Annotated in this window: 28 protein-coding genes and 1 pseudogene; 6 read left to right on the top strand and 23 right to left on the bottom strand. The window is 46.5% G+C overall.

Going from position 1 to position 24,901, the window contains the following annotated elements:
* Positions 1 to 54: 54 nt before the first annotated feature.
* The 6 genes from abc-f to AC6I3O_RS07535 form a co-directional block, all read right to left on the bottom strand.
* Positions 55 to 1,539 (bottom strand): ribosomal protection-like ABC-F family protein, encoded by a 1,485-nt coding sequence (abc-f, locus tag AC6I3O_RS07560; protein WP_497850337.1) that lies wholly within the window; start codon positions 1,537 to 1,539, stop codon positions 55 to 57.
* A gap of 431 nt (positions 1,540 to 1,970) precedes the next feature.
* Complete coding sequence (locus tag AC6I3O_RS07555; protein WP_497850336.1) at positions 1,971 to 2,801, bottom strand: hypothetical protein; 831 nt, start codon at positions 2,799 to 2,801, stop codon at positions 1,971 to 1,973.
* A 179-nt stretch (positions 2,802 to 2,980) separates the two neighbouring features.
* The gene (gene greA / locus AC6I3O_RS07550) at positions 2,981 to 3,484 is read right to left on the bottom strand and encodes a transcription elongation factor GreA (protein WP_497850335.1); all 504 of its coding nucleotides are present in this window, start codon (positions 3,482 to 3,484) and stop codon (positions 2,981 to 2,983) included.
* Between the two features lie 159 nt (positions 3,485 to 3,643).
* Positions 3,644 to 3,841 (bottom strand): hypothetical protein, encoded by a 198-nt coding sequence (locus AC6I3O_RS07545; protein ID WP_497850334.1) that lies wholly within the window; start codon positions 3,839 to 3,841, stop codon positions 3,644 to 3,646.
* Positions 3,820 to 4,215, bottom strand: a complete 396-nt coding sequence (locus AC6I3O_RS07540; protein ID WP_497850333.1) for a helix-turn-helix domain-containing protein — start codon at positions 4,213 to 4,215, stop codon at positions 3,820 to 3,822. Before AC6I3O_RS07540 ends, AC6I3O_RS07545 begins: the two co-directional genes overlap by 22 nt.
* A 128-nt stretch (positions 4,216 to 4,343) precedes the next feature.
* Positions 4,344 to 4,928: a sugar O-acetyltransferase gene (locus AC6I3O_RS07535; RefSeq protein ID WP_497850332.1), complete on the bottom strand. Its 585-nt coding sequence runs from the start codon at positions 4,926 to 4,928 to the stop codon at positions 4,344 to 4,346.
* A 174-nt stretch (positions 4,929 to 5,102) separates the two neighbouring features.
* Between AC6I3O_RS07535 and AC6I3O_RS07530 the strand changes: the two genes are divergently transcribed.
* Positions 5,103 to 5,807 (top strand): SanA/YdcF family protein, encoded by a 705-nt coding sequence (locus tag AC6I3O_RS07530; RefSeq protein ID WP_497850331.1) that lies wholly within the window; start codon positions 5,103 to 5,105, stop codon positions 5,805 to 5,807.
* On the opposite strand, the gene bioB is transcribed toward AC6I3O_RS07530, so the two are convergent.
* Positions 5,802 to 6,740, bottom strand: coding sequence for a biotin synthase BioB (gene bioB, locus AC6I3O_RS07525; protein ID WP_497853434.1), 939 nt, complete (start codon positions 6,738 to 6,740; stop codon positions 5,802 to 5,804). The two genes, AC6I3O_RS07530 and bioB, sit on opposite strands and share 6 nt — an antisense overlap.
* Positions 6,741 to 6,980: 240 nt before the next feature.
* On the opposite strand from bioB, the gene AC6I3O_RS07520 reads away from it, so the two are divergent.
* Both AC6I3O_RS07520 and AC6I3O_RS07515 read left to right on the top strand, forming a co-directional pair.
* On the top strand, positions 6,981 to 8,210 hold the full coding sequence (locus tag AC6I3O_RS07520; protein WP_497850330.1) for an iron-containing alcohol dehydrogenase: 1,230 nt from the start codon (positions 6,981 to 6,983) through the stop codon (positions 8,208 to 8,210).
* Positions 8,203 to 9,582 carry an aldehyde dehydrogenase gene (locus AC6I3O_RS07515; protein ID WP_497850329.1) on the top strand — a complete coding sequence of 460 codons (1,380 nt, stop codon included), beginning with the start codon at positions 8,203 to 8,205 and terminating at the stop codon, positions 9,580 to 9,582. The genes AC6I3O_RS07520 and AC6I3O_RS07515 overlap by 8 nt, the downstream gene beginning before the upstream one ends.
* A 200-nt stretch (positions 9,583 to 9,782) precedes the next feature.
* Here the strand turns inward: AC6I3O_RS07515 and AC6I3O_RS07510 are convergent, their stop codons facing one another.
* Together AC6I3O_RS07510 and AC6I3O_RS07505 are read right to left on the bottom strand one after the other, a co-directional pair.
* On the bottom strand, positions 9,783 to 9,935 hold the full coding sequence (locus AC6I3O_RS07510; protein ID WP_497850328.1) for a hypothetical protein: 153 nt from the start codon (positions 9,933 to 9,935) through the stop codon (positions 9,783 to 9,785).
* A 12-nt stretch (positions 9,936 to 9,947) separates the two neighbouring features.
* Positions 9,948 to 10,487: a DUF2087 domain-containing protein gene (locus tag AC6I3O_RS07505; RefSeq protein WP_497850327.1), complete on the bottom strand. Its 540-nt coding sequence runs from the start codon at positions 10,485 to 10,487 to the stop codon at positions 9,948 to 9,950.
* A gap of 1 nt (position 10,488) precedes the next feature.
* On the opposite strand from AC6I3O_RS07505, the pseudogene AC6I3O_RS07500 reads away from it, so the two are divergent.
* A pseudogene (locus AC6I3O_RS07500) lies at positions 10,489 to 10,692 on the top strand (transcriptional regulator); the annotation flags it as partial.
* 246 nt (positions 10,693 to 10,938) lie between these two features.
* On the opposite strand, the gene AC6I3O_RS07495 reads toward AC6I3O_RS07500, so the two are convergent.
* From AC6I3O_RS07495 to tyrS, 6 genes are all read right to left on the bottom strand, one after another.
* On the bottom strand, positions 10,939 to 11,307 hold the full coding sequence (locus AC6I3O_RS07495; protein WP_497850326.1) for a DUF1016 N-terminal domain-containing protein: 369 nt from the start codon (positions 11,305 to 11,307) through the stop codon (positions 10,939 to 10,941).
* 180 nt (positions 11,308 to 11,487) lie between these two features.
* A complete protein-coding gene (gene cptIN / locus AC6I3O_RS07490) occupies positions 11,488 to 11,964 on the bottom strand; it encodes a type III toxin-antitoxin system CptIN family toxin (RefSeq protein ID WP_497850325.1) in 477 nt (158 codons plus the stop codon).
* A gap of 289 nt (positions 11,965 to 12,253) precedes the next feature.
* A complete protein-coding gene (gene rpsI / locus AC6I3O_RS07485; RefSeq protein WP_497850324.1) occupies positions 12,254 to 12,646 on the bottom strand; it encodes a 30S ribosomal protein S9 in 393 nt (130 codons plus the stop codon).
* A gap of 26 nt (positions 12,647 to 12,672) precedes the next feature.
* Positions 12,673 to 13,101 (bottom strand): 50S ribosomal protein L13, encoded by a 429-nt coding sequence (rplM, locus tag AC6I3O_RS07480; RefSeq protein WP_497850323.1) that lies wholly within the window; start codon positions 13,099 to 13,101, stop codon positions 12,673 to 12,675.
* Between the two features lie 208 nt (positions 13,102 to 13,309).
* Positions 13,310 to 14,173: a M15 family metallopeptidase gene (locus tag AC6I3O_RS07475; RefSeq protein ID WP_497850322.1), complete on the bottom strand. Its 864-nt coding sequence runs from the start codon at positions 14,171 to 14,173 to the stop codon at positions 13,310 to 13,312.
* An 84-nt stretch (positions 14,174 to 14,257) separates the two neighbouring features.
* Positions 14,258 to 15,481: a tyrosine--tRNA ligase gene (tyrS, locus tag AC6I3O_RS07470; protein WP_497850321.1), complete on the bottom strand. Its 1,224-nt coding sequence runs from the start codon at positions 15,479 to 15,481 to the stop codon at positions 14,258 to 14,260.
* A gap of 763 nt (positions 15,482 to 16,244) precedes the next feature.
* Between tyrS and AC6I3O_RS07465 the strand changes: the two genes are divergently transcribed.
* Both AC6I3O_RS07465 and AC6I3O_RS07460 read left to right on the top strand, forming a co-directional pair.
* Positions 16,245 to 16,604: a YccF domain-containing protein gene (locus AC6I3O_RS07465; protein WP_497850320.1), complete on the top strand. Its 360-nt coding sequence runs from the start codon at positions 16,245 to 16,247 to the stop codon at positions 16,602 to 16,604.
* A 49-nt stretch (positions 16,605 to 16,653) separates the two neighbouring features.
* Positions 16,654 to 16,863, top strand: a complete 210-nt coding sequence (locus tag AC6I3O_RS07460; RefSeq protein ID WP_159752943.1) for a zinc ribbon domain-containing protein — start codon at positions 16,654 to 16,656, stop codon at positions 16,861 to 16,863.
* Positions 16,864 to 16,935: 72 nt separating this feature from the next.
* Here the strand turns inward: AC6I3O_RS07460 and AC6I3O_RS07455 are convergent, their stop codons facing one another.
* From AC6I3O_RS07455 to AC6I3O_RS07420, 8 genes are all read right to left on the bottom strand, one after another.
* Positions 16,936 to 17,658 carry a DUF5714 domain-containing protein gene (locus AC6I3O_RS07455; protein ID WP_497850319.1) on the bottom strand — a complete coding sequence of 241 codons (723 nt, stop codon included), beginning with the start codon at positions 17,656 to 17,658 and terminating at the stop codon, positions 16,936 to 16,938.
* A 98-nt stretch (positions 17,659 to 17,756) separates the two neighbouring features.
* Complete coding sequence (nagA, locus tag AC6I3O_RS07450; RefSeq protein WP_497850318.1) at positions 17,757 to 18,935, bottom strand: N-acetylglucosamine-6-phosphate deacetylase; 1,179 nt, start codon at positions 18,933 to 18,935, stop codon at positions 17,757 to 17,759.
* Positions 18,936 to 18,959: 24 nt separating this feature from the next.
* The gene (locus AC6I3O_RS07445) at positions 18,960 to 19,802 is read right to left on the bottom strand and encodes a MurR/RpiR family transcriptional regulator (RefSeq protein ID WP_497850317.1); all 843 of its coding nucleotides are present in this window, start codon (positions 19,800 to 19,802) and stop codon (positions 18,960 to 18,962) included.
* 27 nt (positions 19,803 to 19,829) lie between these two features.
* Positions 19,830 to 20,723, bottom strand: coding sequence for an ROK family protein (locus AC6I3O_RS07440; protein WP_497850316.1), 894 nt, complete (start codon positions 20,721 to 20,723; stop codon positions 19,830 to 19,832).
* Positions 20,724 to 20,862: 139 nt separating this feature from the next.
* Positions 20,863 to 21,312, bottom strand: coding sequence for a NanQ anomerase/TabA/YiaL family protein (locus AC6I3O_RS07435; RefSeq protein ID WP_497850315.1), 450 nt, complete (start codon positions 21,310 to 21,312; stop codon positions 20,863 to 20,865).
* 21 nt (positions 21,313 to 21,333) lie between these two features.
* Positions 21,334 to 22,839 carry a sodium:solute symporter family protein gene (locus tag AC6I3O_RS07430; protein WP_497850314.1) on the bottom strand — a complete coding sequence of 502 codons (1,506 nt, stop codon included), beginning with the start codon at positions 22,837 to 22,839 and terminating at the stop codon, positions 21,334 to 21,336.
* A 166-nt stretch (positions 22,840 to 23,005) separates the two neighbouring features.
* Positions 23,006 to 23,926, bottom strand: coding sequence for a dihydrodipicolinate synthase family protein (locus AC6I3O_RS07425; protein WP_497850313.1), 921 nt, complete (start codon positions 23,924 to 23,926; stop codon positions 23,006 to 23,008).
* A gap of 72 nt (positions 23,927 to 23,998) precedes the next feature.
* Positions 23,999 to 24,688 carry an N-acetylmannosamine-6-phosphate 2-epimerase gene (locus AC6I3O_RS07420; RefSeq protein WP_497850312.1) on the bottom strand — a complete coding sequence of 230 codons (690 nt, stop codon included), beginning with the start codon at positions 24,686 to 24,688 and terminating at the stop codon, positions 23,999 to 24,001.
* Positions 24,689 to 24,901: the final 213 nt, after the last annotated feature.

Below are 24,901 nucleotides of genomic sequence, written 5' to 3'. Positions count from 1 at the left end.
TCATTTACCGGCACGGCAGTTATCTGCCCTCTCCAAAGTCATTTACCAGCCGCTTCAAAGGGACATCTCAATTATCTTCGTAGCCACATTCTCCCTGAATGCCGTATCATGTTCCACAAAAAGAATCGTCGGCCGGAACTTCAACAGCAATTCCTCAATCTGGACACGTGACAGCACATCAATATAATTCAACGGCTCATCCCACACATACAAGTGAGCCTGCTCACACAAACTCTTTGCCAGCAGTACCTTCTTCTTCTGCCCTGCACTGTAAAGGCTCACATCCTTTTCAAACTGCTCCCTCTCCAGATCCAGCTTTCGCAACACCGCCTTGAACAGACTCTCCTCCAGCCCATACTCCTGCGCCATCTCTCTTAGATTCCCCTTTAGATACGAGGTATCCTGAGAAATATAGGAAATCTTGATTCCGGAAGCCACATGCACATTTCCTTCAAATGTAAGCTCCTCTCCAAGCAATAATTTCAGGATACTGGATTTCCCGCATCCATTTCTTCCGGAAAGGCACACCCGCTCCCCCTGCCGGATATCAAAGCAAATACGTGAACACACCTTATGATTGCCATAAAAAACCGCCACATCCTTCCATTCTGCAAGCAAATCCGTATGGTATGCAAGGGGGCGGATTTCAAGCGCATCCATGGTTTCTATGTTCCTAAGCAACTTCGACTTCTCTTCAATCGCCTGTTGCTGACGGTTCTCCAGCACTTTCGCCCGCTTCATCATCTTAGCCGACTTATGGCCGATAAATCCTCTGTCCGGACGCAGCCCTGCCACACGCTGTCCCTTTTTACTCTTCTCCACCTGATCCGACCAGCCGGACGACTGTCTTGCCGCCTGCTTCAGACGTTTTACTTCCGACTCCAGCTTCTGGTTCTGCGCTGCCTCCAACCGATCTGACGCTTCTTTGTTCGCATACCAGGAACTAAAGTTTCCTTTCTGGACATCAATATTCATCTTATTGATTGAAAGGATATGATCCACACAGGAATCCAGAAAATTCCGGTCGTGGGACACCAAAATAAATCCCTTCTTTCTATTTAAATACTGTGCGACCTGCCGCCTTGCCTCCACATCCAGATGATTCGTCGGCTCGTCAATTAAAAGGAATCTCTCTTCCCCAAGGAACAGAGCCGCCAGCAGGACTTTCTCCTGCTCTCCATAGCTCAGTGTGTAAAATGGGCGGTACAGTGCCTCTGCATCCACGTTCAGCAGATTCAATTCACGGAACAACTGCCATTCTTCAAACTGCGGATTCATCTCCTCCAGAATCTCAAGCGTCATTCGGTCTTTTTCCTTCACTTCATAGGGAAAATAAACGAATTTTACACTCGATGATATCCGCCCCTGATATTTATACTTACCCATCAAAAGATTCAGGAAAGTAGTCTTGCCGCGGCCGTTGCGCCCTACAAATCCCAGTTTCCAGTCCGTGTCAATCCGGAATGATACGTTTTTGAATACCTCTTCAAAACTGCCTTCATATGAAAAGCTCAAATTTACTACATCAATCATTGCCATATATGCGCACCTCCTGTACATCCGTATCTCGTTCATCATTTTCTATTCCGACACACCTTTCTGCAGGACTTCCGGCTCAAACTCTGCAAAAAACTGCTGCCATTGCCTTTTCTGGCAATCTTCTGTTAAAAGTGCAAAATGATACCCTTGGGGGTATAAGAGATACGAAAAAAGCTGCAAGAAAGTCTCCTTACAGCCTCACGAAATACACACAATGACTCTCTCCCAGAGAAACATTGCTTCGATTACTATTTCAAAATGAAAGGATGCCCGACTTTCCTGCTATCGACATAACAAATAGACGGAATATGTTCCGTGACTATTGTTATGCAGTTACATTTGTAATTAGCAAGAAATCATCCTCATCCTTTCATCTCCAATCTATTATATGCTAAAAACAGGATAGCACAGTGCAGTACAAATAGCAAGCATTAATTGCAGCACATCAACTGCTTCAACTGTCTGCTATGGTTTGAAACCGTCTTTTTTAACATATCGACGTCGGTCTGTATCACATCAATCTGTTCAACTCCCGACTGATACCGGTTATATGTAGTAAGATAGCAGCCTTCGATATTCTGTAAGCGAGGCGAAAAATCATTTTCCATATTAAGGTTAATATTCCTCACAGAAATTTCAAGATTATGAACTTTCACCTGCAAATCAGAAACTTCCTCTTGTAAGATGTCAACGTTCTTCTTGAGTTTCTCCATCTCCGTCTGTAAGTTTGAAACATCTGCCTTCAGATTTGCGACGTCTTCTTTCAGCTCCGCGACGTCTTCCTTGACTTCCTTCATGTCTGCCTTCAGATTCGCGACATCTTCCTTGACTTCCTTCATGTCTGCCTTCAGATTCGCGACATCTTCTTTCAGCTCCGCGACATCTTCCTTGACTTCCTTCATGTCTGCCTTCAGATTCGCGACATCTTCTTTCAGCTCCGCGACATCTTCCTTGACTTCCTTCATGTCTGCCTTCAGATTCGCGACATCTTCTTTCAGCTCCGCGACGTCTTCCTTGACTTCCTTCATGTCTGCCTTCAGATTCGCGACGTCTTCCTTGACTTCCTTCATGTCCTCCTTCAGATTCGCGACATCTTCTTTCAGCTCCGCGACATCCTCCTGTAAAGCTGACACATCCGTTTTAATCTCTTTTATATCCTTTTTTATCGGTTCTAACTTTTCATCCAGTTTCTTATCCAGTTTCTCATCTAACTTTTTATCCAACATCACAGATATAGCTGACAATAATTCGCTATTGCTCATATCGCTACACCTCCCAAAAATCTACGGAAAACTTCCTACACCAACATCACCGACAAAAACAGACTCTCCCTTCCATCTATAGTCTAACACAAACACCTACGGTTCACAATCGAAACTTTTCGACAAATATTGACATCCAAAAGCAGCTAAAACGCAAAAAAATTCTCCGGAATTCGACATTAATATTTCCTTAGTGTGTCATTGGAATCATCCGTCGTCTTGTCAATTTTCCGGATCACCACATAATATCCGTCCCCGTCACTCGTCTTCACCTTCACACGGTCACCGGCTTTATGTCCCCTGACTGCCTTTCCCAGAGGAGATTCGATACTGATAAGCCCCTGCAGCGAGTTTCCCCGCACACTCGTAACAAGACGGTAACTTTCTGTCTCATCATCGTCCTCAAAATAGACCTCCACCGTATTATTGATTCCTACTTCATCATCTCTTGAAGTATCCGAAACAATCCTTGCATTCTTGAGCATCTTTTCCAGATAGCGTATCCGGCTCTCATTACGGTTCTTGTCCTGCTTCGCTGCCTTATATTCAAAATTTTCACTCAAGTCACCCTGCGCCCTTGCCTCTTTGACCGCTTCTAGTTCCTTCTTCCGCACCACAAGTTTCCGGTATTCAATCTCTTCCTTTATCTTCTCCACATCGCTTCTGGTCAGCTGTTCTCCCATAATTGTTTCACTCCCATCTCATTTACCAGTCTCTCTATATTGTACTCCGTATCCCGGCTATCGTCTAGTGTGCTGGCACATTTGCTTTCAATCAAATGTGTCAGCTAGTACAGCGAATATTAAGTAATTGGCAGTTTGGCGCAGGACAAATGTGGTCAGTCAAATGTGCATTGCAAATGCCGCCAGCATGTCTCTCAGTGGTTTCCAGAGATAGGGATTCGTATCCTCAAGGAAATGCTCGACCTGTAGCCCAGTGGTCACTCCTCTCTCGTACAACAGGCAGTGGGTTCCCTTTGCCGTCTCTCCGATTGCCGTCTCTCCCATGGCGGACACCCCTACTGCAATCTCTTTTCCCAATGCGGCAACGCCCGCACTATAGATTCCAACTGCCGTCGCGCCAAATGCAAACACGCCGACCGCAAGTTCTCCTCAGACCATTCCCTTGATGATTCCTCTGCCACCTTCTGCACGGCGTCGATTTCCTCTTCTCCCGGCAGTTTTTTCCTTGCCGGAAATCCCCCGCTCTCTTCATCCAGATAATCTTTCAAAAGATAATCCAGGCTCACCTGAAAAATTTCTGACATCGTGACCAATTTTGATATCTCCGGAATACTGCTCCCTGCCTCCCATTTGCTCACAGACTGTCTGGTAATACCAAGCCTGTCTGCAAACTGTTCCTGAGACATTCCTGATTTTTTTCTCTGTATCGTTAGTTTTTCTGCCAGATTCATTTACCTACCCGCCTTTCTCATTTCTGTCTTTCTTCCTTGTACTTTAATCCGAAAGCCAGAAGAAAACAAGAAAACAATGCTTGGTAATTTGTCAACCAGCAGTTGCACCCCTTTGTTTTCAAGGAATTCTATCGATTCTCCCTCATCGCCCTGCAAGGGCTTCCATAAGCAACCACATTGCCGGGAATATCTCTGGTGACAACGCTTCCTGCGCCAATGACCACATTGTCCCCAATCGTCACGCCCGGCATGATGATCGCACCTCCTCCGATCCAGACATTATCTCCAATGACCACCGGAGCCGTCTGAGTCTTACAGAACGCAAAAGAACCGTCTTCCTTTGGCTCCCCGAATCTGTCGGCCGCATTTGCCGGGTGAAACGCCGTATAAATCTGGACATTCGGGGCAATCAAAGCATTATTGCCGATGATGATTTGATTATCATCTAAGAATGTGCAGTTCATATTGACTTCGCAGTTATTTCCAAAATAAATATTGTTCCCATAATCCACATAGAACGGAGCCGTAATCCACAGATTCTTCCCGTGTCCTCCAAGCAGTTCATGCAGTATGCGCCCTTTTTCTTCTGCATCTGCCGAATCTGCCTGGTTATAATCCCTTACCAAATCTTTCGCTTTATGCCACTGCTCCAACAATTCTGCGTCACCGCAGTCGTAAAGCTGTCCTGCCAGCATTTTTTCCCTTTCTGTCATATATCTGTCCCTCCTTAACTTGGCAAATGTCCCAATCGCCCAATGAACTCATTCTACCACAAGCATTTATGCAAATCTACAAATTACTTAATTTTCCCTTAATCCGGTTGCCCCTTGTCCGAAAATCTTCTATACTAAAAAAAATTATGATATAAACATGGAGAAAATGAAGATATGTTCAAAAAAGGCTCTAAAACATGGAAAAAACTGAAAAAACTTGCCAAATACAGCTCTTTGCTTGCCATCATGGGCGCTGTAGTTTTATTGTGTACGGACGGTTATGTGAAGAAGAAGGCGGGCGGCGCTATTTCTTCGGAGGAAGCTGTCGTAGATGCTGAGCAAAAAGCTGACGCTATCCTGGTCTTGGGCGCGCAGGTGAAACCCGACGGCAAGCCGTGCCTAATGCTGAAAGAACGGCTGGATACGGGAATCCGTTTATATCAGGAAGGGGCGGCAGACCGGATCATCATGAGCGGGGATCATGGCAGCGACGATTATGACGAGGTGAATACGATGAAATCCTATGCAATCAGCCACGGGGTTCCGTCTGAATGTATCTTCATGGATCACGCTGGTTTCTCGACTTATGACAGTATGTACAGGGCGAAGGAGATTTTTCAGGCTAAGAGCCTGGTGGTAGTGACGCAGGAGTACCACATGTACCGCGCCCTCTACGACGCCATGGCCTTCGGACTTGACGTGCAGGGCGTACCATGCGACACTGCGGTCTACAAGGGCGATACTTACCGGAAGTCACGGGAAATCCTTGCGCGGATGAAAGATGTGGGATTTACACTGGTGAAACCCAAACCGGCCCTGTTGGGAGATACGATTTCGCTGAAGGGCAGCGGGGATGTGACGAACGATAAAGCTTTATAGCATATACCCTAACCGGCGGAGCATCTCCATATCCGTTTCTATCGTATATCCTGCCGTTGTCAGCATGTCTCCGGTGATTGCGGCATTTGCCCCAGAGCAAAAAGCCCCTTCTCCCTTATCCTCCATCAGCCCTCTTCCTCCCGCAAGGCGGATGAACGCATCCGGCAGGATAAACCGGTAGACCGCCACGATCCTTCGCATATCATCTACGGTCAGACGGGCATTTCCCTCATAGGGAGTCCCAGGAATGGGGTTCAGCATATTGACCGGAACGCTCCTAATTCCTAATTCTCTTAGGGTAAATGCCATATCTATTCGGTCTTCCTCCGTTTCTCCCAATCCCATAATGCCGCCGCTGCATACGCTTAGCCCTGCCGCCTTCGCCGCCTTGACGGCGTTTACCTTATCCTCGAATGTATGGGTAGTGCAGACATTCGGGAAGTTCCTGCGTGAAGTTTCCAGATTGTTATGTATTCTGGATACTCCTGCCTCTTTCACTCTGCAGTACTGTCCTTCGTCCAGAAGCCCAAAGGATGCACACACTTTGATGTCTGTCTGCTCCCGAATCTCACGGATTGCCTCGCACATTTGCTCAATCTCGGCGTCCTTCAGCGACCTGCCGGAGGTTACAATAGAAAACCTGTGTACGCCATGGTCTGCATTATATTTTGCCTGACGGACAATCTCCTTTGTATCAAGTAACGGATATTCCTCTGCTGCCGTATGGTAATATGCCGATTGGGCACAAAATTTACAGTCCTCCGGACATTTACCGCTCTTTCCGTTGATGATTGTGCAGATATCGAACCTATTTCCGCAAAAGTGTTCCCGAATCTCGTCCGCCGCCTTGCAGAGTTCTTCTAATGGCCCGCCATACAGGAGCAACGCCTCGTCCTTTGTAACTGCACCGCCGCTGTTTATTTTTTCTTTCATTCTTTTTACAAATGTCGTATGCTCATCCTTTGTATTCATCTTTGCCTCCAAACGTTCTGAATCATTATCCTAAATAACTATATAGCCAATCCCGGCAAATTGTCAACCTATTTTTTCTTTCTGTTTACATTTTGTGTCAGCAGAAAGAAAATGGATTATTTTCCAACCTTGCTTATTGACAAAAAACTTTTCACTGGTATAAAATTCAATAAGATTATTCCAGAAAGGATGCTGTCTACTATGAATCTTATTAAAAAAGCCTATTGCAGGACATTCCAGGCAGGACTAAAAATCGCACTGCCCTTCCTGCCATACCGGAAACCGAATATTGTCGGCAGCGTGAAAGCGCTTCCAGACATTTTACAAAAACACGGATGTGATCGGATTCTCATTATCACAGACGCCGGTATCATGAAGCTGGGATTGACCAGACGCCTTGAGAAAGTCCTTACACAGAATCAGATTCCTTATTACATTTATGACAAGACCGTAGCCAATCCTACCACGGCAAATGTCGCTGAAGCATTGGAGTTGTACCTCGAAAATAATTGCAATGCAATCATTGGGTTTGGAGGCGGTTCCAGCATGGACTGCGCCAAGGCGGTTGGCGCGCGTATCGCCAAACCAAAACAATCCCTTGCCAAAATGAAGGGCATCCTAAAGGTTCTCAGAAAACTTCCTCTCCTGATTGCCGTCCCTACCACGGCAGGAACCGGAAGCGAGACCACTCTTGCTGCAGTCATTACCGACGCTGAGACACGGTACAAGTATGCAATCAATGATTTCCCTTTGATTCCAAGATATGCCGTGCTTGACCCCAAAGTCACGTTAAGCCTTCCGCCGTTTATTACTGCCACCACAGGGATGGATGCGCTGACTCATGCCGTGGAGGCTTATATTGGAAGATCTACCACCTACGGCACGAGAAAGAATGCACTGATGGCTGTCAGCCTTATTTTCCAGAATATTGACAAGGCTTATACGGCAGGGAGCGACATCGACGCACGGAGAAACATGCTGCATGCTTCCTTCTATGCCGGATGCGCATTTACCAAATCCTATGTGGGTTACGTACACGCAATCGCCCATTCCTTAGGTGGAGAGTACAACGTGCCTCATGGACTTGCGAATGCAATCCTGCTCCCATTTATGTTGGAAGCTTACGGTTCCCGTATACATAAGAAATTATACCGTTTGGCCGTGGCAGCGGGGATTTGCCCGGAAGGTACGCCTTATGATGCAGCCGCCGGAGATTTTATTGCGGCAATTAAGGATATGAAGAAACGCTTCGGCATCGGTGATACCGTAAAAGAAATTCAGGAGGAGGATATTCCAAAACTTTCCCACTATGCGGACAAGGAAGGAAATCCTCTGTACCCTGTGCCTGTACTGATGGATGCAAAGGAATTGGAGCGGTTTTATTATCTTTTAATGGAAAATCCTAAAAAAGGAGGCGCTTTATATGAATGAACAGGAAATTAAAAACATTGTGACCAGTCAACGGAAATATTTTAATACCGGCGCGACTCTTGCTGTTGAAGGACGGATTCAGGCGCTTCAAAAATTAAAGGATAACATCTTGAAACATGAGGAGAGGATTCACGATGCGCTGAAAAGGGATCTGGGCAAGAGCGGTTTCGAGAGCTATATGTGCGAGACCGGGCTGGTTCTTAGTGAAATCAGCTATATGCTGCGGCATATCCGCTCCTTTGCGAGGGAGAAACGGGTAAGGACTCCCCTTGCGCAGTTTCATTCCCGAAGCTATAAGAAACCTTCTCCTTACGGAACCGTGCTGATTATGAGCCCATGGAACTATCCGTTCCTGCTGACCCTTGATCCTCTTGTGGACGCAATCGCGGCAGGGAATACGGCTGTGCTGAAGCCAAGCGCATATTCCCCATGTACCAGTGAGATTGTTTCTGAAATTATCCGGGAATGTTTTGATGAGAAATTTGTCTGCGTTGTCACTGGCGGGCGTTCTGAGAATACTTGCCTATTGAAAGAGCATTTTGATTATATTTTCTTTACCGGAAGCCAGACGGTGGGCAGGGAGGTTATGCGGCAGGCTTCGGAACATCTGACGCCTGTGACTCTGGAACTTGGCGGAAAGAGTCCTTGTATTGTGGAGAAAACAGCCAATCTTAAACTTGCGGCAAAGAGGATTGTATTTGGTAAGTTCCTGAACTGCGGCCAGACTTGTGTAGCCCCGGACTATATTTATTGTGACAGGGCTGTGAAGGACAGGCTGGTCAAGGAGATCAAAAAGCAGATTCAGCACCAGTTCGGCAAAGAGCCGCTGAAACGGGCGGATTATGGGAAGATTATCAATGAGAAGCATTTTGACAGGATTACCGGACTGATGGAGCCGTCGAAAGTGGTCTGGGGCGGGAACTCTGACCGCGGGGCATTGAGGATTGAACCCACGGTAATTGATAATGTCACGTTCGGGGATGCGGTAATGCAGGAGGAGATTTTCGGACCATTGATGCCAATCTTGACGTTTGACACGTTGGACGAGGCTATCCGTAATATCCAGTCTATGCCTCATCCGCTGGCGCTTTATATTTTCTCAAATGATAGGAAAGCGGTGGGGAAGGTGACTTCTCAGTGCGGTTTCGGCGGAGGATGCGTCAATGATACGGTCATTCATCTTGCTACCTGCGAGATGGGCTTTGGCGGCTTCGGCGAGAGCGGTATGGGGGCGTATCATGGGAAGGATGGGTTCCGGACATTTTCACATGAGAAGAGTATTGTGGATAAGAAGACGTGGATTGATCTGCCGATGCGGTATCAGCCTTATCGGAAAGTGTATGAGGGGATGGTGCGGATGTTTTTAAAATAAGTTGTGGAAAATCCCCAAAACACGTATGTTTTGGGGATTGAAATCCATATTTGATATTTCGTTTGCATAGCTCTTGCATAGTTCCGAATTTTAGCTTATCGGCCTTCGGGCCAACTAGGCTCGAAGCTGTAGCATATAATCATTGCATTTCAGAAAAATGAAACACCGCTCTTTGGAAGAACGGTAGAAGTTGCATCCTTTTATAGTGGCAAAGTACCCACTAGTTCTTCAATAATCGCACTTACTTTATTTGCCAGATTATATCCTAGAATGGGCATAAGTTTGTCGTAAAATGGCTCAGCAACATTCATATCCTTTACTGTAATCTGAATATGGTCAATAATCGGTTTCATTTCTTCCTCCTCTCAATTTGTTAGCCAATATTGTCGCCCATCTCTGGTGCGCTCCATAAATCCATACATTATGAGGTAACGCCGAATAGTCATATAATCGTCATAAATTGGCTTGAGAATTTTATTTACTTCACACTCGCTATATTTTTTCCCATATTCAAATTGCTCTGCAATTTTCCCGAGAATAACAACTTTTTTCTTTTCGTTTGGCGAAAAAGATTTAAGCACAAGTGGATGGGTGCTGGAAAAAAATGTTTCAATAATATGTTGCTTTTCTTCCGCTGTGATGAGATAGCGATCATCAACATAAATTGTATTGTTATGAGCTTGCTTTGCCTTTTCACGGAATGTAAAGCGTTGCCTGCGAATTGTGCCCTCTGTCACATTTAGTTTTTTTGCCATATCCTTATCAGATATTTTGGAATAGAACATAGCAAGTAGTTCTCTTTGATTTTGGGTTAAAGTATTATATTTTGACTCTGAATATAGTAGCTGTGTTAGATTGCTACTGTGTATCTGTTTAATATGTTTCATTACCGCAGGCTCAGCCATAAAGCACCCCAGTTTTAATTTATTCTTCCAGCTTGTCACAATGTTCGATATATCTGTAGACCAGTTTTTCTACACGGAAGGGCATAAAGGCGAGGGCAGTTGCCGAAAGTCTATTGATGTAATGCTGAACTCCATGAACGAGAAGGAACTTGTAGTTATGAAAGCCACAGCCGAAGGCTTGAAGAAAGCCAGAGAAACGGAGGTCTCCGCTGCCGCTCCGGTCGGTGCTGGGCGTGCGCCACTGGCGCACAGCACCCCCAAACCCGGCTTCGGGCCAACATGGTCCGAAGAGTCAGCGTCGCTCCGCTCCTTATGTTGGCTTAATGTTATAAAAATAGCAGAGGTTCATTATAATCCCCTGCTATTCCTATATTGATAAGATAAAATATTTTAAAAAAACTCTCAACGTCATTGAGAGTTTTTATCTTCATCCACTATTTCCGTTAATTCCTCAAGCTTCTTTTGTAAGTTTTGTCTTTGACATGATATGCAGATTGTTTGACCATGTATTTTCTCTTAGCAGAGTTCCTAACTCCGGCTTGTCACAATAAGTTTCAAAGAACTGCTTCATGCGCCAGATATTCTGTGGGGAATAACCTCTAATCCCTGGCTCCTGCGTCAGAATATATTCAGAAAGAGCCTTTACGGTAGAACGTCCCCAGCCCTCCTGCACGGCCTTATGGGAAACAAAATCTCCAATTCCCCAATAAAGGTCAATCATTGTAGCATTCACCTGATAGGTAGCTTTCCGACGGGCATCTGCTATCATTTGCAGAATGGCATTAAAATCACTTTGATAGTTTAATGCTAAATCGTCCATACATTTCCCTCGTTCCGATAGTCTGTTTGGATAGTTATATCACGGAATAAGTTCAAGATGAAGATATATTTTTCCATTCAGGAAATATGTTATTCTTGCATAGTTCCAAACGCCCAAAATATGGCATTTTCAAGCACTTTGTTAGTTACCTGTTACTTACCCATAAATACTCATACGATCTCATTTTGTCTTATTCAGTTCATTCAAGATATGATTTATATTTGTCAAAACAATCCTGACTCCCCTTTTATTTAATCTGATTACCTTTCTCACGATACCGTTAATCTCTGCCGCCAGCTTATCATTTATAGTCACTGGAACTGTATTGTTTTCAATCATATACTGACAATCAATATGCTCTTTACTCACCGGGCAAACATTCTGAATCAAAAAAGCTCTATATTGACCGTTTACGTATCCAAATCGCAGGCCATCATATTCTTTATATCTCTTTTTCTTCTCCTCATATATTCTCTTGTATTTTTCTGTTTTAGAAGATATAGGAACCATCCAAAAATATCCATCCATTTCAAAGCAATAACAACAAGGTCTTCCATGCACTCCTGCTTCATCACTATCCTTATTTCCCATTAATCCACAATTTGGGAAACGATTATAATATTCGTCCTTAATAAAGTAAAAATTTCCTGTGTTCAATTTATCTCCTATGTACAAAAGTGCCCCACCATACAGTGAGGCACAAAATTTGTATCCCAGCCATTTATTAGCCGCTTGCTGGGTAGCGAAAAATATTTGTATCTGCACCTTTTCTATAAATGCCGATATGCAGTCCCGGCAGAATAATAAGAGGTTCAACTGAACTTCTTAATTTATATTATACTCATTTCCTGGCAAATATCTACTGGCATTTTGTACAAAAAGCAGATAAAATCCCCAAAACGCATACATTCTGGGGATTGAAATCCGTATCTGATATTTCATCTGCCTATCGCTTGCTAAACTGCGGAGCCCTACGCGCTGCCTTGAGACCGTATTTCTTACGCTCTTTCATACGTGGGTCACGTGTCAGGAATCCTGCTTTCTTGAGTACCGGCCTGTAATCTGCATCAGCCTGAAGAAGCGCCCTTGCGATACCATGACGGATCGCTCCTGCCTGTCCGGTATATCCGCCGCCCTTTACATTCACGATCACGTCGAACTTACCGTCTGTCTCTGTCGCAACCAATGGCTGGCGCACAACGACCTTCAATGTCTCTAATCCGAGATACTCGTCGATGTCTCTTTTATTTATCGTAACCTTACCTGTTCCTGGTACTAAATACACTCTTGCGATTGATTTTTTTCTTCTTCCTGTTCCGTAGAATCTTGCATTAGCCACTTTAATATCCTCCTCTCAACCTTCTCTTACAGTTTCAGTTCAACCGGTTTCTGAGCCTGCTGCTTATGCTCTGGTCCGGCGTACACATGAAGTTTCTTAATCATAGCTCTTCCCAAAGGTCCTTTCGGAAGCATACCCTTAACAGCAAGTTCGATCACTTTCTCTGGCTTCTTGTCCATCATCTCTGCCAGTGTAGTCTCCTTCATGCCTCCTACATAGTCAGAATGGTGGTAATAAACCTTCTGCTCCATCTTCTTGCCTGTTACTTTTATCTTCTCGGCATTGACAATCACTACATAGTCACCGGTATCAATATGCGGAGTGAATTCCGGCTTGTTCTTACCTCTTAAAATCTTAGCTACTTCTGATGTGAGACGACCTAACGTACATCCCGCAGCATCAACTACATACCATTTTCTTTCAATCTTATCTGGATTCGCCATATAAGTTTTCATCGGTCTACCTCCTGTGAAACATTAACATATTCATGATAATCATACACGCAGCAATCTGCGAAAGGCAGTTCTTACGCATATTATGGTATCGAAATCAATAAGGCTCCGGGGCTTTGGTTCCTCACTGTTTCTCTTTTTGTCATACTGTTAAATTATATTATACGGCGCCGTGTGTGTCAACCATTTTCTTCTATTTTTCCAGTAGATTTTATCCCAGATTCTTCTCAAAATGCTGGTAATCAATCGGGTCTGTCCAGTCGCCGCCCCAAGTAAAGCCGTATTTCGCAAATATCTGATAACAGATATCCTCATGCCCAATCATATGCGGTTCACCGTTCGCCCTGTCGATATAGCGTTCCATGTCCGTATAGATTTCCCGGAAACTTCCGTCTTCGTTATATGCTACGCATGGATTCTGCAGGGGATTGATGTCAATCGCATATCCCATGGCATGGTTCGACAACTGGTCTGTCCCGGCAATGTTCCTGTAGAAAAATGCAGACGTATTGTTATTCTCGATGGAATTCCTGTCAGTTGAAGCGCCGTTATCCTCCGCCGTCCAGAACCGGTCTACCAAGAGCATAGACTGTATCTCATACTCCTGCTCATACAATTCCCGGAAAATATTCCTTACATCCTCCGCAATATTGACATTTACAATCAGCTCTCCGACCTGTACCTCATGATTGTAGTTAAAATGAAGGACTTTGAGGTAACGCAGCTGCTCTCTGGCAATGCTTTCATTATCCACAAAGGACATTCCATAAATGAACTGGAATATGTCGTCGCTGATTTCATTCGCCACAAAATACTGGTCGAGCATCCCTGGGTCTACCTGCGCCCTGTCTACAACCGTACCGGCTTGCATGTCCGTAATTGCCTGCATGGCAGTGGGATTATCCACAGACGAATCTGTTCCGGCCGCCTGTTCCGTATCGGTCGTGCTCTTTGCATCGTCTTTTTCTTTGTCAGTGTCCTTCATTTTGAAAAAAATCACGGCTGCAAGCACGATAATTAGAACAATTAGTATAATTACCATAATACGTGTGATGACATGTAACCTTTTTTCCAATCTTTCTCGCCTCCTAATCATCCTTATATATGGCAATATACTACAATTTTCGACTTTCCGCCACTAATATTTGGCAATTTTTCATTATTTCATGACTACCTTACGGAAATTCTTCTTTCCCTTTTTCAGAACAATTCCTTCCCCGGACAAATCTTCCGCCGTAAATTCTGCATGGATATCGCCAATCTTCTCCCCATCGACCGTCACGCCTCCCTGAGTCACTGCACGGCGGGCGTCGGATTTGCTGGAGACCAGGCCGGATGTCACCAGCATAGTCAGGATATCAATTTTTCCGTCTGCAAGATCTGCCTCGGTAAGTTCGGCGCAAGGCATGTCTGCCGCCGCCCCCTGGCTGAACAGCGCCTTCGCCGCATCCATCGCTTTTTGGGCCTCTTCTTCACCGTGTACCATCTTGGTTAGTTCAAATGCAAGGATTTCTTTCGCCTGATTAAGCTGCGCACCTTCCCAGGAATCCATCTTATCGATTTCTTCAAGGGGAAGGAAGGTCAGCATACGGATACATTTTAAAACATCGGCGTCCGCTACATTTCTCCAGTACTGGTAGAACTCAAAGGGAGATGTCTTTTCCGGGTCAAGCCACACTGCGCCTTTCTGCGTCTTCCCCATCTTATTGCCCTCAGAATTCAAAAGCAGCGTAATCGTCATGGCGCATGCATTCTTGCCCAATTTCCGGCGAATCAGCTCTGTTCCTCCCAGCATGTTACTCCACTGGTCGTCGCCGCCGAACTGTAGGTTGCAGCCATATTTCTGGAACAGGGCATAAAAATCGTAGCTCTGCATAATCATGTAGTTAAATTCCAGAAAGCTAAGCCCCCGTTCCATTCTTTGTTTGTAACATTCTGCAGTCAGCATCCGGTTCACACTGAAATGCGCTCCTACCTCCCGCAGTACCTCGATGTAATTCAAATCCTTCAGCCAATCAGCGTTATTGACCATCATGGCCTTTCCTTCTGAGAAATCAATAAAACGGCTCATCTGCCTTTTAAAACATTCACAGTTGTGCTGAATCGTCTCCTCCGTCATCATTTGACGCATATCCGTCCTTCCAGAGGGGTCTCCAACCATCGCCGTACCTCCTCCAATCAGGGCAATCGGCTTATTTCCTGCCTCCTGCAAACGTTTCATAAGACATAACGCCATGAAATGCCCCACATGCAGGCTGTCTGCCGTCGGATCGAAACCGATGTAAAATACAGCCTTTCCGTTATTAATCAAATCCCTGATTTCTTCCTCATCTGTAACCTGCGCAATCAATCCTCTTGCCTGCAATTCTTCATAAATTCCCATAATTTCTTCTTCCTTTCTTTTTTATTGCCGGAAATAAAAAAACGTCCTTATCGCTTATCGATAAGGACGGATATACTATCTCCGTGGTACCACCTTGATTCACCGGCAGCTCACACTGCCCGCCTCTGTCAGTTGCGTATTCACAACCTTTGCACAGTAACGTGTGCGTCCCGTCACAGCCTACTCGCCTACACTTTCTTAATATCAAACCTGCTTTCTCTGCCTCTGAGAGACAAAAAAACGGTATTACAATGTATGCTTTCTGTGTGCAGCTCCAAGATGTATTCATAATCCATTCCTTCATGCGCCTCTCATCCACCGGCGGCTTTCTGTATGGGTGTATGGGATTACTACTTCTTCTTTTCAAAGCCTTTGTTCTGTATGGGTCCTGCGGCAGGCTGAACTTTTGTCTGTCGCTTGAATAAAATCCTAACGTATTTGGAGCTTTTTGTCAAGGCAATTTTTGATTCCTATTGACATTCCGTTCAAATCGTAGTATATTTTATACAAGCAGATAAGGGGGAGTAGCCGAACACCATATAATTGGTGTATTTGAAAGCGTCACCCGATACCGAGAGGTATCCGTATCAAATGAGATGTGCAAGACTTTTATCGTGGCAGATGTCATGATAAAAGTCTTTTTTATTATTTCATGGCTTCACCGGCTTTTCTTTGACGGTGTATATGACGTCTGCCGCACCTGTCATATACTATCTATGACGGAAAATATCTGCGGCACACAAAGGAAAGGAGGAATGATACTATGGGATGTCTGGGCAATCTACTCTGGTTTATCTTAGGAGGCTGCATAAGCGGCCTTAGCTGGGCGTTTGCAGGCTGCCTCTGGTGCGTCACCATAATTGGGATTCCAGTGGGAATGCAATGCTTTAAGCTTGCCGGCCTGTGTTTCTTCCCCTTCGGGAAGGAAGTTACTTACGGCGGAGGAACCGGCTCTTTCCTGCTGAACCTGATATGGCTTATGGTTTCCGGTTTCTGGCTTGCCGTAGAATCGGCGGCCATCGGAGTCTTACTCTGTATGACAGTAATCGGTATCCCCTTTGGCATGCAACAGTTCAAGCTCGCCAAGCTGGCTCTGATGCCATTTGGCACCACAGTTTATTAAGCAACGATTTCAAAAAAGGAAAAGAAAACAAGAAAAGGAGAATGACACTATGGAAAGACAACAATATGTATGCCCGAAATGCGGAAATATGCACTATGAAAGCGACCAGTTCCAGGCGACCGGCGGTAATTTTGCCAAAGTATTTGACATCCAGAATAAAAAATTTGCTACCGTCACCTGTACCCGCTGTGGTTTTACAGAATTGTACAAACGGATGAATTCTGACGGATGGGATATTATTGATTTTTTGATTGGATAACCGAAAGACGAGGCCGGCTGGGAATCACTTATGATTCCCAGCCGGTCTCATCTTTCGGTTCCATAAAGAATCCTAAGTACACTTGTAATATGGACAATGCTTCTTCAAACACTGCTGATTCTCTTCGGAAAAGCCGCACGTAATCTCCTCTGGCAGCTCCATCTCCACCCCCAGCTTCTCCTTCACGAACCTGGCCGCTTCTTTCGCCGCCGTAAAGGAATCCCGTTTGCAGCACCTGGGACCGCCAAGCCTAGCCACTGCGCCTAAGGCGCGGGAAGTCATCTCGTTGGAGAGCCGCCAGGAATTGCCCGTAAGCGGCGTTGCCTTTGTAATGATGCTCATAAATATCCCGGTACTGACCGCAGCGCCGCAGCATCCCCACAGCCCGCATGCACCTCCCGGATATTCGCTTCCCCTGGCCCGCATCTCCTCCAAGGCTTCCTCAAACGCCTCCCTGCCGCCGCGCTCCTCGTATCCGCCGCAGTTCTTATACGCCGTAAGCAGCGCCGCGCCCACCATGACATGGTGCTCCGGTCCATGCATATATATGTATGAATTCTCCATCAACTCCTGCATAATGGCAAGGGGATTTTTCTCTGTGCTGGTCCGGCACCCTTCCATAATGACCTCTATCCCCCGTCTGGCATGGCAATTGTCGCACACATAATGCCCGTCCTCACAGCTTGCATGGCTTTCAAATTCCTCATGGCACATGACGCATTCCATCTTCTTCGCCTTCTCATAATATACGATCGGTTTGCCGCACACCAGACATGCCCCTACGTTTCTTGCCATATTATCATCCTCCAAACTACTTTCTTAAAATGCACACGGACTCTGTCCGGCAAGAGTACAAAGTCCGCCGCCCCAAAAAGGGGCAGGCATCGCATCCCCTACTGAATCTTCACACCGTCTTTCACCACGGCTTTCAGATTCAATTCCTCATCCAAGAGCACAACATTCCCCTTCTTCCCCGGCGCAAGAGAACCATATTCCTCGTGGATTCCCAGACATTTCGCCGGATTTGCGGTCGCGCATGCCACTGCCGTCTCAAGAGAAATCCCCATCTTTTGAACCACCGTCTTCATACATTCCATCAGGTTCGTAGCCGAGCCGGCCAGCGCGCCGTTAGATACAAGGGTCGCCCGTCCGTCTGCAACATTCACATCCAGTCCCCCAAGGGTATACTGTCCATCCGGCATCCCTGTGGCACGCATGCTGTCGCTGATCAGCACAATCCGTTCTGCACCCAGCATTTTAAATGCGGCACGCACTACAGAAGGATGGATATGGACTCCGTCGCAGATCATCTCCGCATTCACATGGGCGCTGTCTGAAACTGCCCCCACAACTCCTGGTTTTCTGTGGGTAAATGCCGGCATGGCATTGTACAGATGCACCGCATGGTCAGCCCCCGCCTCGAACGCCGCCATTGCCGTATCATAATCCGCATTGGTATGGGCAAGGGAAATATGCACCTTGTCCTTCATCTTCCGTATGAACTCCGCCGCATCCCTATTTCGCTCCGGCGCAATCCCTACGAACTTCACAAGCCCTTCTGAGGCATCCAGAAAACGCTGGCAGACGTCCGCATCACAGGAAATAATATTCCGCTCATCCTGCGCCCCCTTTTTCTCCTCGCTGATGAACGGGCCTTCCATATTCACGCCGACCAAGTCAGCCCCGCTATTTTGCCCTGTTGCCTTGCTGTTTACTTCTGCCTTGTACTGCGCCGCAACCGACAGAATATCCTCCAATTCATTGACCGGAAGGGTCATCGTCGCCGGGGAAATGGCAGTCACGCCCACAGACGCCTCGTATTCTGCAATCTTTTCAATGGCTTCTTTCGTCCCGTCACAGAAATCATAGCCTTTGCATCCATGAAAATGCAGATCAATCAGGCCGGGAATGGCGTAACACCCTTCTCCGTCAATAACCGTCTCCTCCGAAGCCGCTCTATCCGCTCCAAGGCAAGCCGGCCCCGCCGCCTCAATCTTTCCCTCCTGGATGACAATCTCTCCATCTACAAATTCCTTCTCTTCTGTGTAGACCTTCACATTCTTAATAATCATAATCTTACCTCCATACGACGTTTCCTATTCCAACACCTGCCTGCGTCTTCCGCTCCCTTCCTCCAACGCCCGCAGCGTATTGTCATGCAGGATTTCTTTTGCAAACTTATCCTGTTCTACATAATAAGAATAAATAATATCAAGCATTACCAGAATCGGGAACTGGGGAGAAATAACATTTCCATGGTTCAAGTGCCTAAGGGAAGGAAGCAGTACGATTTCATCGCAGAATTCCTCAAAAATCCCTTTGTTCTTAGCCGTCAAAAGTATGGTCTTCGCGCCTCTTCTGTGAGCCTCTTTGAGCAGATACAAAACATCCTCCTTCTCGCCGCTGATACTGATACCGAATACCAGGCTGTCCCTGTCCTGAAACACGGCCCGCATGCGCATCAGATCTGCATCCTTAATGGAATCAATATCAACGCCGATTCTCATGAACCGGGATTCCATTTCTTCCGCCGTAAGCCCGGAACTGCCGATGCCGCACACGAAAACCCGGTTCGACTGGTTCAAATATCTGCCGATTCGCGCAATCTGCGTCTCGTCCACCAGATTATAAGTCTTGTTCAGAAGCTCCTGATATGCGTTCAAGACCATTCTCGTATTGCCCGTCATAGATTCCTGCTTCTCCACGAAAGTCTCCTCATACTGGTAGACGAACTCACGGTATCCCCGATACCCGCATTTCTTGGCGAAACGGGACAGCGAGGCTTCTGACACATACAAAAGTTCGGAAATGGATTTTGCGGAAAAATCCATCCGCTTGCGGTTCCGTATAAAGAAATCTGCAATCGTCTTCTCCACCAGTGTAAAATTATCATAATTCGACTCAATCATCGGTACTACGGATTTAACATAATACTCCATCTGTGACTTCATCCTTATTCTTTTCTTCTAATTGTCCTGTTCCTGCCGCTGCATGAAATGATAGAACGCCCCAAGCATGCCCGCATCGTTCCTGTGCTTTGCAAATGCAATCCTTGTACGGGAAGCGATACTTGCCACCAGATATTTCTCAACAGCCTTTTCTACCCTGCCTTTCAGGTACTCCTCCTGCGCCATAATACCTCCGCCCAGCACGACTACCTCAGGGTTCAGCACATAGCAGATATTGGCAATCCCCTGGCCCAGCACATCCGTCATCTCGTCGATTGCCCGGATACAGAGCGCGTCGCCTTTCTGGGCATCCTGAAAGATACGGTAGCCGTTCCACCTCTCCGACGGCTCGTTCTTCCATTCCGCCACCTTCCTTGAAAGGATACTAGCCGCCCCCAGCGTCTGGAAATCGCTGCCTGCCATATGCATGTAACCCACCTCGCACGCGCTGTTGCTGAAGCCATGGAACACTTTCCCGTCTATAATGGCGCATCCGCCGATGCCTGTCCCGATTGTCAGCATGAGGGAAGAAGAACTGCCCTTGGACGCGCCGGACACAGACTCCGCAAGTCCCGCGCAGTTGACGTCATTCTCCACCTCACAGGGAATCCCGAACCGGCTCTCCATGGTTTCTTTGAACCGGGTTCCGGCATACTCAGGAATCAATGGAGCGGCATAAAAAATCTCTCCCTTCTCGGTATCCACCATTCCCGCCGTTGAAATACAGATGCCGTCCACAGCCCCGGTCTCGCAATACCGTTCCACGATCCCGACTGCTTTCGCCAGAATGGACATGCCGCCCTTATAGCTCTCTGTGCGCATTTCACTTCGACATACCAGTTCCCCGTCTCCGTTCAAGACCCCGTATTTTATCGCCGTCCCGCCTATATCTATGCTTACATATCTCTTCATATCTGTACCTCTTTATTATAATATATTCCCATCATTTCCGCAATCCATACAAACGTCATACGCTGACCGGATGTACACATCCGTTACTGTGAACGCCGTAGGTGTGAACAGTAACACACATCCGGTCAGATTTCATTCATTAAATACGCACTTTGAAAATCGCTTTCTTGATTTTCTCCGATTCTTCCACAGCAACCGCCGTACGGTGGGCGTCGCTTGGATAACAAATCAGGAAATCCCCTTTCCGCAGTATGACGGAACCGTTCTTCCCGCCCTCCATCGGCAGGAAATCATCCTCCGGCACATAGTCCTTTACGTCCATATTCGGGAGGAAATTCATATCAATCTGCTCTTCGCCCTCAAGCATCAGATGGATATCCAGATATTCCTTGTGTGCTTCCCAGAAACGTTCCTTGGCTGTCACCGTCTCGTATTCCACGATATTGACGAACAGCCGTTTTCCGTCTATTTCATGGCTTCCCTTCTCGTATTCGTCCAAATTATGCTCCTTTGCATACCGGAAGCACTCGAATACTCCGTCTTCCAGAAAGAAATATTCCTTGAGGTTCAAAATATTGCCGAATATCATACTCTTTTCTCCTTCTCAACACTAATTTTTGTAAATCGTCGTATTAGGCGCAGGTACGGAAGTATCGCCCTTGGCCTTCCGGTAAATGATACTTGCCGGAATCCCCACCGCCAAGGATACTGCAATGGATATCAGCGAGTAAGACCAGATGGAAACGGCCTCGGCCGGAACAAAATACTTGATTCCCACCATGACAAGGGATGCCGCGATAAATGCCAGCGTTGCCCCGAAGGTATTTGCCACCTTTGTAAACGCCCCAAGGATAAAGGTTCCGATCAGGATGCCAAGAACCAGTCCCATAAATCCGTTGAACCACTCGTATGCAGACTTAACGCCTCCGTTCGCCAGGACCATCGCTACCACGATAGAAAAAATTCCTACGATCAAAGACACGTACTGTCCAATCTTCGTCTGTTTCTCGAAGCTCAGCTCTTTCTTCGTCAGACGTGCCTGTATATCCAGCGTCCAGCTTGCCGCAACGGAGTTAAGCCCTGTGGAAAGCGTAGACTGGGACGCCGCATAGATAGCCGCCAGAAGCAGTCCCGTAATGCCCACCGGAAGCTCAAAGGCAATGTAGGATGCAAAAATCTGATCCTGCGCCGCTGCCGGAGGCAATGCATTCTGCTGATAGAACACATACAACCCGGTTCCAATCAGGTAGAACACAGTCGCAATAAAGATAGAAAGCGCACCGTTGGTCAGCATCATTTTATTTAACTTCTTGGTATCCGTCGTCGTCGTAAAACGCTGCACAATATCCTGGCTTGACACATAGGAGCCCATGGTGTTGAAACCTGCGCCCACAATCAAGATGAATACGCTGTCTTTGAAAATGTTAATATTAAAGATTGGCTGGTCTGCGGCAAGGAATTTGTGCTCTGTGGTCAATGTGGAAAATACCGCACCGATTCCTCCGTCAATATGTGCCAGCAGGAACACCAGTGAGAAGGTGACGCCAATCAGGAGCACTGAGCCTTGGATAAAGTCTGTCCAGAGTACGGATTTCAATCCACCTGTGTATGAATAAATGATTGCAATCACACCCATGATGATAATCAATACGTTCACGTTAATTCCGGTCAGGCTTCCCAATACCATACAAGGAAGGTACATGATAATGGACATACGCCCTACCTGATAAATGATGAACATCACGGCCCCCAACACCCTAAGCCCTTTGCTCCCGAACCTCAGCTCCAGATAATGGTACGCCGTATCAATATCCAGTTTGCTGTAGATCGGCAGGAAAAACTTGATAGTCAGCGGGATGGCAAGCAGCATGCCCAACTGTGCAAACCACATAATCCAAGTCCCGGCATAGGAGTTGCCCGCAAGGGACAGAAAGGAAATAGGGCTTAACAGGGTCGCAAAGATGGATACGGAAGTCACCCACCACGGCACGGTTCCGTCGCCTTTGAAATATTCTTTTCCCTTCATATCTTTTTTTGCGAAATGGAGTCCGGCAAATAATACCGCTGCCAGATAAACGATTAATATAATTAAATCAATAACTGTAAATCCTTGCATTTTCTATCCTCCTCATTTGTATTCCCCAAATCCCGGACTCGGGGAGTACGTATATTCTCAATCCCCAGTGTGCTTTCTGCATTATATCTAGCGAAACTTTGCAGGATATAATGCAGTCAGCACACTTAGTCGTTCAAGCGATATAGTTTCTCCTTGGCGCTGCGAATTAAGCAATATAGCTTTCCTTGGCACTGCGGATCATCCGTGCGGCTTCTTCCACTACCGCCATGTCGCTGTCTGCCAGGGACGGCAGCGGCGCTCTCACCCCGCCAAGCTCAAGGCCTTCATTCAGCTTTAAGACTTCCTTGATGACTCCGTACATATTTCCCTTTGCGGAACACAGCTTGTAGATAATCTCATTGACCGTATACTGGAGTTCTCTTGCTTTTGCCATCTCATTTGACTTCACATACTCTTCCAATTTCAGGAACAGTTCCGGCATCGCCCCGTAGGTTCCGCCGATGCCGCCTTCTGCCCCGATTGCAAGTCCGCTGATGAACTGCTCGTCCGGGCCGTTGAAAATGATGTAGTCCTCGCCCGCCGCCTGTTTGAACATCTGGATATCCTGTACTGGCATGGAGGAGTTCTTTACACCGATGACCTTGGGGTTCTTACGCATTTCCTCAAACAGACCCATAGTGAGCGCAACGCCCGCAAGCTGGGGAATGTTGTAGATGACGAAATCGGTATCTGGCGCAGCAGAACTTATATCATTCCAGTATTTTGCAATGGCATGCTCCGGCAGACGGAAATAGATTGGCGGGATTGCAGCGATTGCATCTACTCCCTGACTCTGGGCATGTCTGGCAAGTTCCATGCTGTCCTTGGTATTGTTGCAAGCCACATGGGCGATAATTGTCAGCTTACCTTTTGCTGCTTTCATGACATTTTCCAGTATCATCTTCCGGTCTTCCACACTCTGATAGATGCATTCTCCGGAGGAACCATTCACATAGAGTCCTTTCACGCCCTTTTCTACAAAATACTGAGTCAATGCCTGGACTCCTTCGGGGCTTACGTTTCCTTCCTTGTCATAACATGCGTAAAATGCCGGGATTACTCCTTTGTACTTGTTTAAATCTCTCATTGTTTCTTCTCCTTTTTATTCTTATTGGTATACGCTTTTTGTTATTTTATGTCATGAATCCTGATGTCTGCCTTATTTTGCAAGGCTGTCTGCAAATGCTTTCGTGATGAGCTGGGGCCTTGTAATGATTGAGCCTACCACCACACAGAAGGAGCCAAGCTCAATGACCCGTTTTGCTTTCGCGGGCGTATCGATGTTGCCCTCTGCGATGACCCGGTGTTTGGCCTGTCCAAGTATCTTCCGGATAATCTCGAAATCATTTGCCTCAATCCTGTCTCCCCTGCTCTGGTCTGTGTATCCGACCATAGTCGTCCCGATAAAATCAAACCCTAATTCGTCTGCATGAAGGGCCTCCTCGACGGTTGAACAGTCTGCCATCCAGAGCTGCTCTGGATACTTTTCTTTCACCTGTGCGAAAAATGTATCCAGCGGCAGATTACCCGGCCTTAATCCTCCGGTAGCATCCATGGCGATGATTTCCGGCTTGACTTCCATCAGTTCATCGACCTCTTTCATTGTGGGGGTGATGTAGACGCCGCTGTCATCGTAGTCCCGCTTTACGATTCCGATAATCGGCAGGGCTGTCTGGGACTGTATCTCACGGATGTCTTCCTTCGTGTTCGCCCGGATACCTTTCGCCCCACCTTGTTCTGCCGCCAATGCCATCCGTCCCATGATAAAAGACGAATGGAGCGGCTCATCCGGCAATGCCTGGCAGGATACCACCAGCCCGCCCTTTAGTTGTTCTACACATTCTTTCATACGCTTGCTCCTTTCCCGTAGAATGTCTGTGCTCCTGTTTGTTTCCTGGTTTCTGCCACACAGTATACGCATTTATGAATTTATTTTCAATAGATTTGTGATGTTATGAAACTTCTTTCATCATTTTCAAAACACACCAGTTTGGGGCGTGTTTTTGAGATAAATTTTTGGTCATGTTGCACAATTACAGGTTACTTCTTTCCATATGTGAAA

The organism is Sporofaciens sp. St.21A7 (genome assembly GCF_059728535.1).
Note: the sequence above shows the minus strand (reverse complement) of the source record. Positions and strands in the feature narration are given on the sequence as shown.

Coding starts and splice junctions, on each gene's coding strand:
- abc-f (WP_497850337.1), bottom strand. CDS start 1,539: ATGGCAATGATTGATGTAGTAAATTTGAGCTTTTCATATGAAGGCAGT.
- AC6I3O_RS07555 (WP_497850336.1), bottom strand. CDS start 2,801: ATGAGCAATAGCGAATTATTGTCAGCTATATCTGTGATGTTGGATAAA.
- greA (WP_497850335.1), bottom strand. CDS start 3,484: ATGGGAGAACAGCTGACCAGAAGCGATGTGGAGAAGATAAAGGAAGAG.
- AC6I3O_RS07540 (WP_497850333.1), bottom strand. CDS start 4,215: ATGAATCTGGCAGAAAAACTAACGATACAGAGAAAAAAATCAGGAATG.
- AC6I3O_RS07535 (WP_497850332.1), bottom strand. CDS start 4,928: ATGACAGAAAGGGAAAAAATGCTGGCAGGACAGCTTTACGACTGCGGT.
- AC6I3O_RS07530 (WP_497850331.1), top strand. CDS start 5,103: ATGTTCAAAAAAGGCTCTAAAACATGGAAAAAACTGAAAAAACTTGCC.
- bioB (WP_497853434.1), bottom strand. CDS start 6,740: ATGAAAGAAAAAATAAACAGCGGCGGTGCAGTTACAAAGGACGAGGCG.
- AC6I3O_RS07520 (WP_497850330.1), top strand. CDS start 6,981: ATGAATCTTATTAAAAAAGCCTATTGCAGGACATTCCAGGCAGGACTA.
- AC6I3O_RS07515 (WP_497850329.1), top strand. CDS start 8,203: ATGAATGAACAGGAAATTAAAAACATTGTGACCAGTCAACGGAAATAT.
- AC6I3O_RS07510 (WP_497850328.1), bottom strand. CDS start 9,935: ATGAAACCGATTATTGACCATATTCAGATTACAGTAAAGGATATGAAT.
- AC6I3O_RS07505 (WP_497850327.1), bottom strand. CDS start 10,487: ATGGCTGAGCCTGCGGTAATGAAACATATTAAACAGATACACAGTAGC.
- AC6I3O_RS07495 (WP_497850326.1), bottom strand. CDS start 11,307: ATGGACGATTTAGCATTAAACTATCAAAGTGATTTTAATGCCATTCTG.
- rplM (WP_497850323.1), bottom strand. CDS start 13,101: ATGAAAACTTATATGGCGAATCCAGATAAGATTGAAAGAAAATGGTAT.
- tyrS (WP_497850321.1), bottom strand. CDS start 15,481: ATGGGAATTTATGAAGAATTGCAGGCAAGAGGATTGATTGCGCAGGTT.
- AC6I3O_RS07465 (WP_497850320.1), top strand. CDS start 16,245: ATGGGATGTCTGGGCAATCTACTCTGGTTTATCTTAGGAGGCTGCATA.
- AC6I3O_RS07460 (WP_159752943.1), top strand. CDS start 16,654: ATGGAAAGACAACAATATGTATGCCCGAAATGCGGAAATATGCACTAT.
- AC6I3O_RS07455 (WP_497850319.1), bottom strand. CDS start 17,658: ATGGCAAGAAACGTAGGGGCATGTCTGGTGTGCGGCAAACCGATCGTA.
- nagA (WP_497850318.1), bottom strand. CDS start 18,935: ATGATTATTAAGAATGTGAAGGTCTACACAGAAGAGAAGGAATTTGTA.
- AC6I3O_RS07445 (WP_497850317.1), bottom strand. CDS start 19,802: ATGGAGTATTATGTTAAATCCGTAGTACCGATGATTGAGTCGAATTAT.
- AC6I3O_RS07440 (WP_497850316.1), bottom strand. CDS start 20,723: ATGAAGAGATATGTAAGCATAGATATAGGCGGGACGGCGATAAAATAC.
- AC6I3O_RS07435 (WP_497850315.1), bottom strand. CDS start 21,312: ATGATATTCGGCAATATTTTGAACCTCAAGGAATATTTCTTTCTGGAA.
- AC6I3O_RS07430 (WP_497850314.1), bottom strand. CDS start 22,839: ATGCAAGGATTTACAGTTATTGATTTAATTATATTAATCGTTTATCTG.
- AC6I3O_RS07425 (WP_497850313.1), bottom strand. CDS start 23,926: ATGAGAGATTTAAACAAGTACAAAGGAGTAATCCCGGCATTTTACGCA.
- AC6I3O_RS07420 (WP_497850312.1), bottom strand. CDS start 24,688: ATGAAAGAATGTGTAGAACAACTAAAGGGCGGGCTGGTGGTATCCTGC.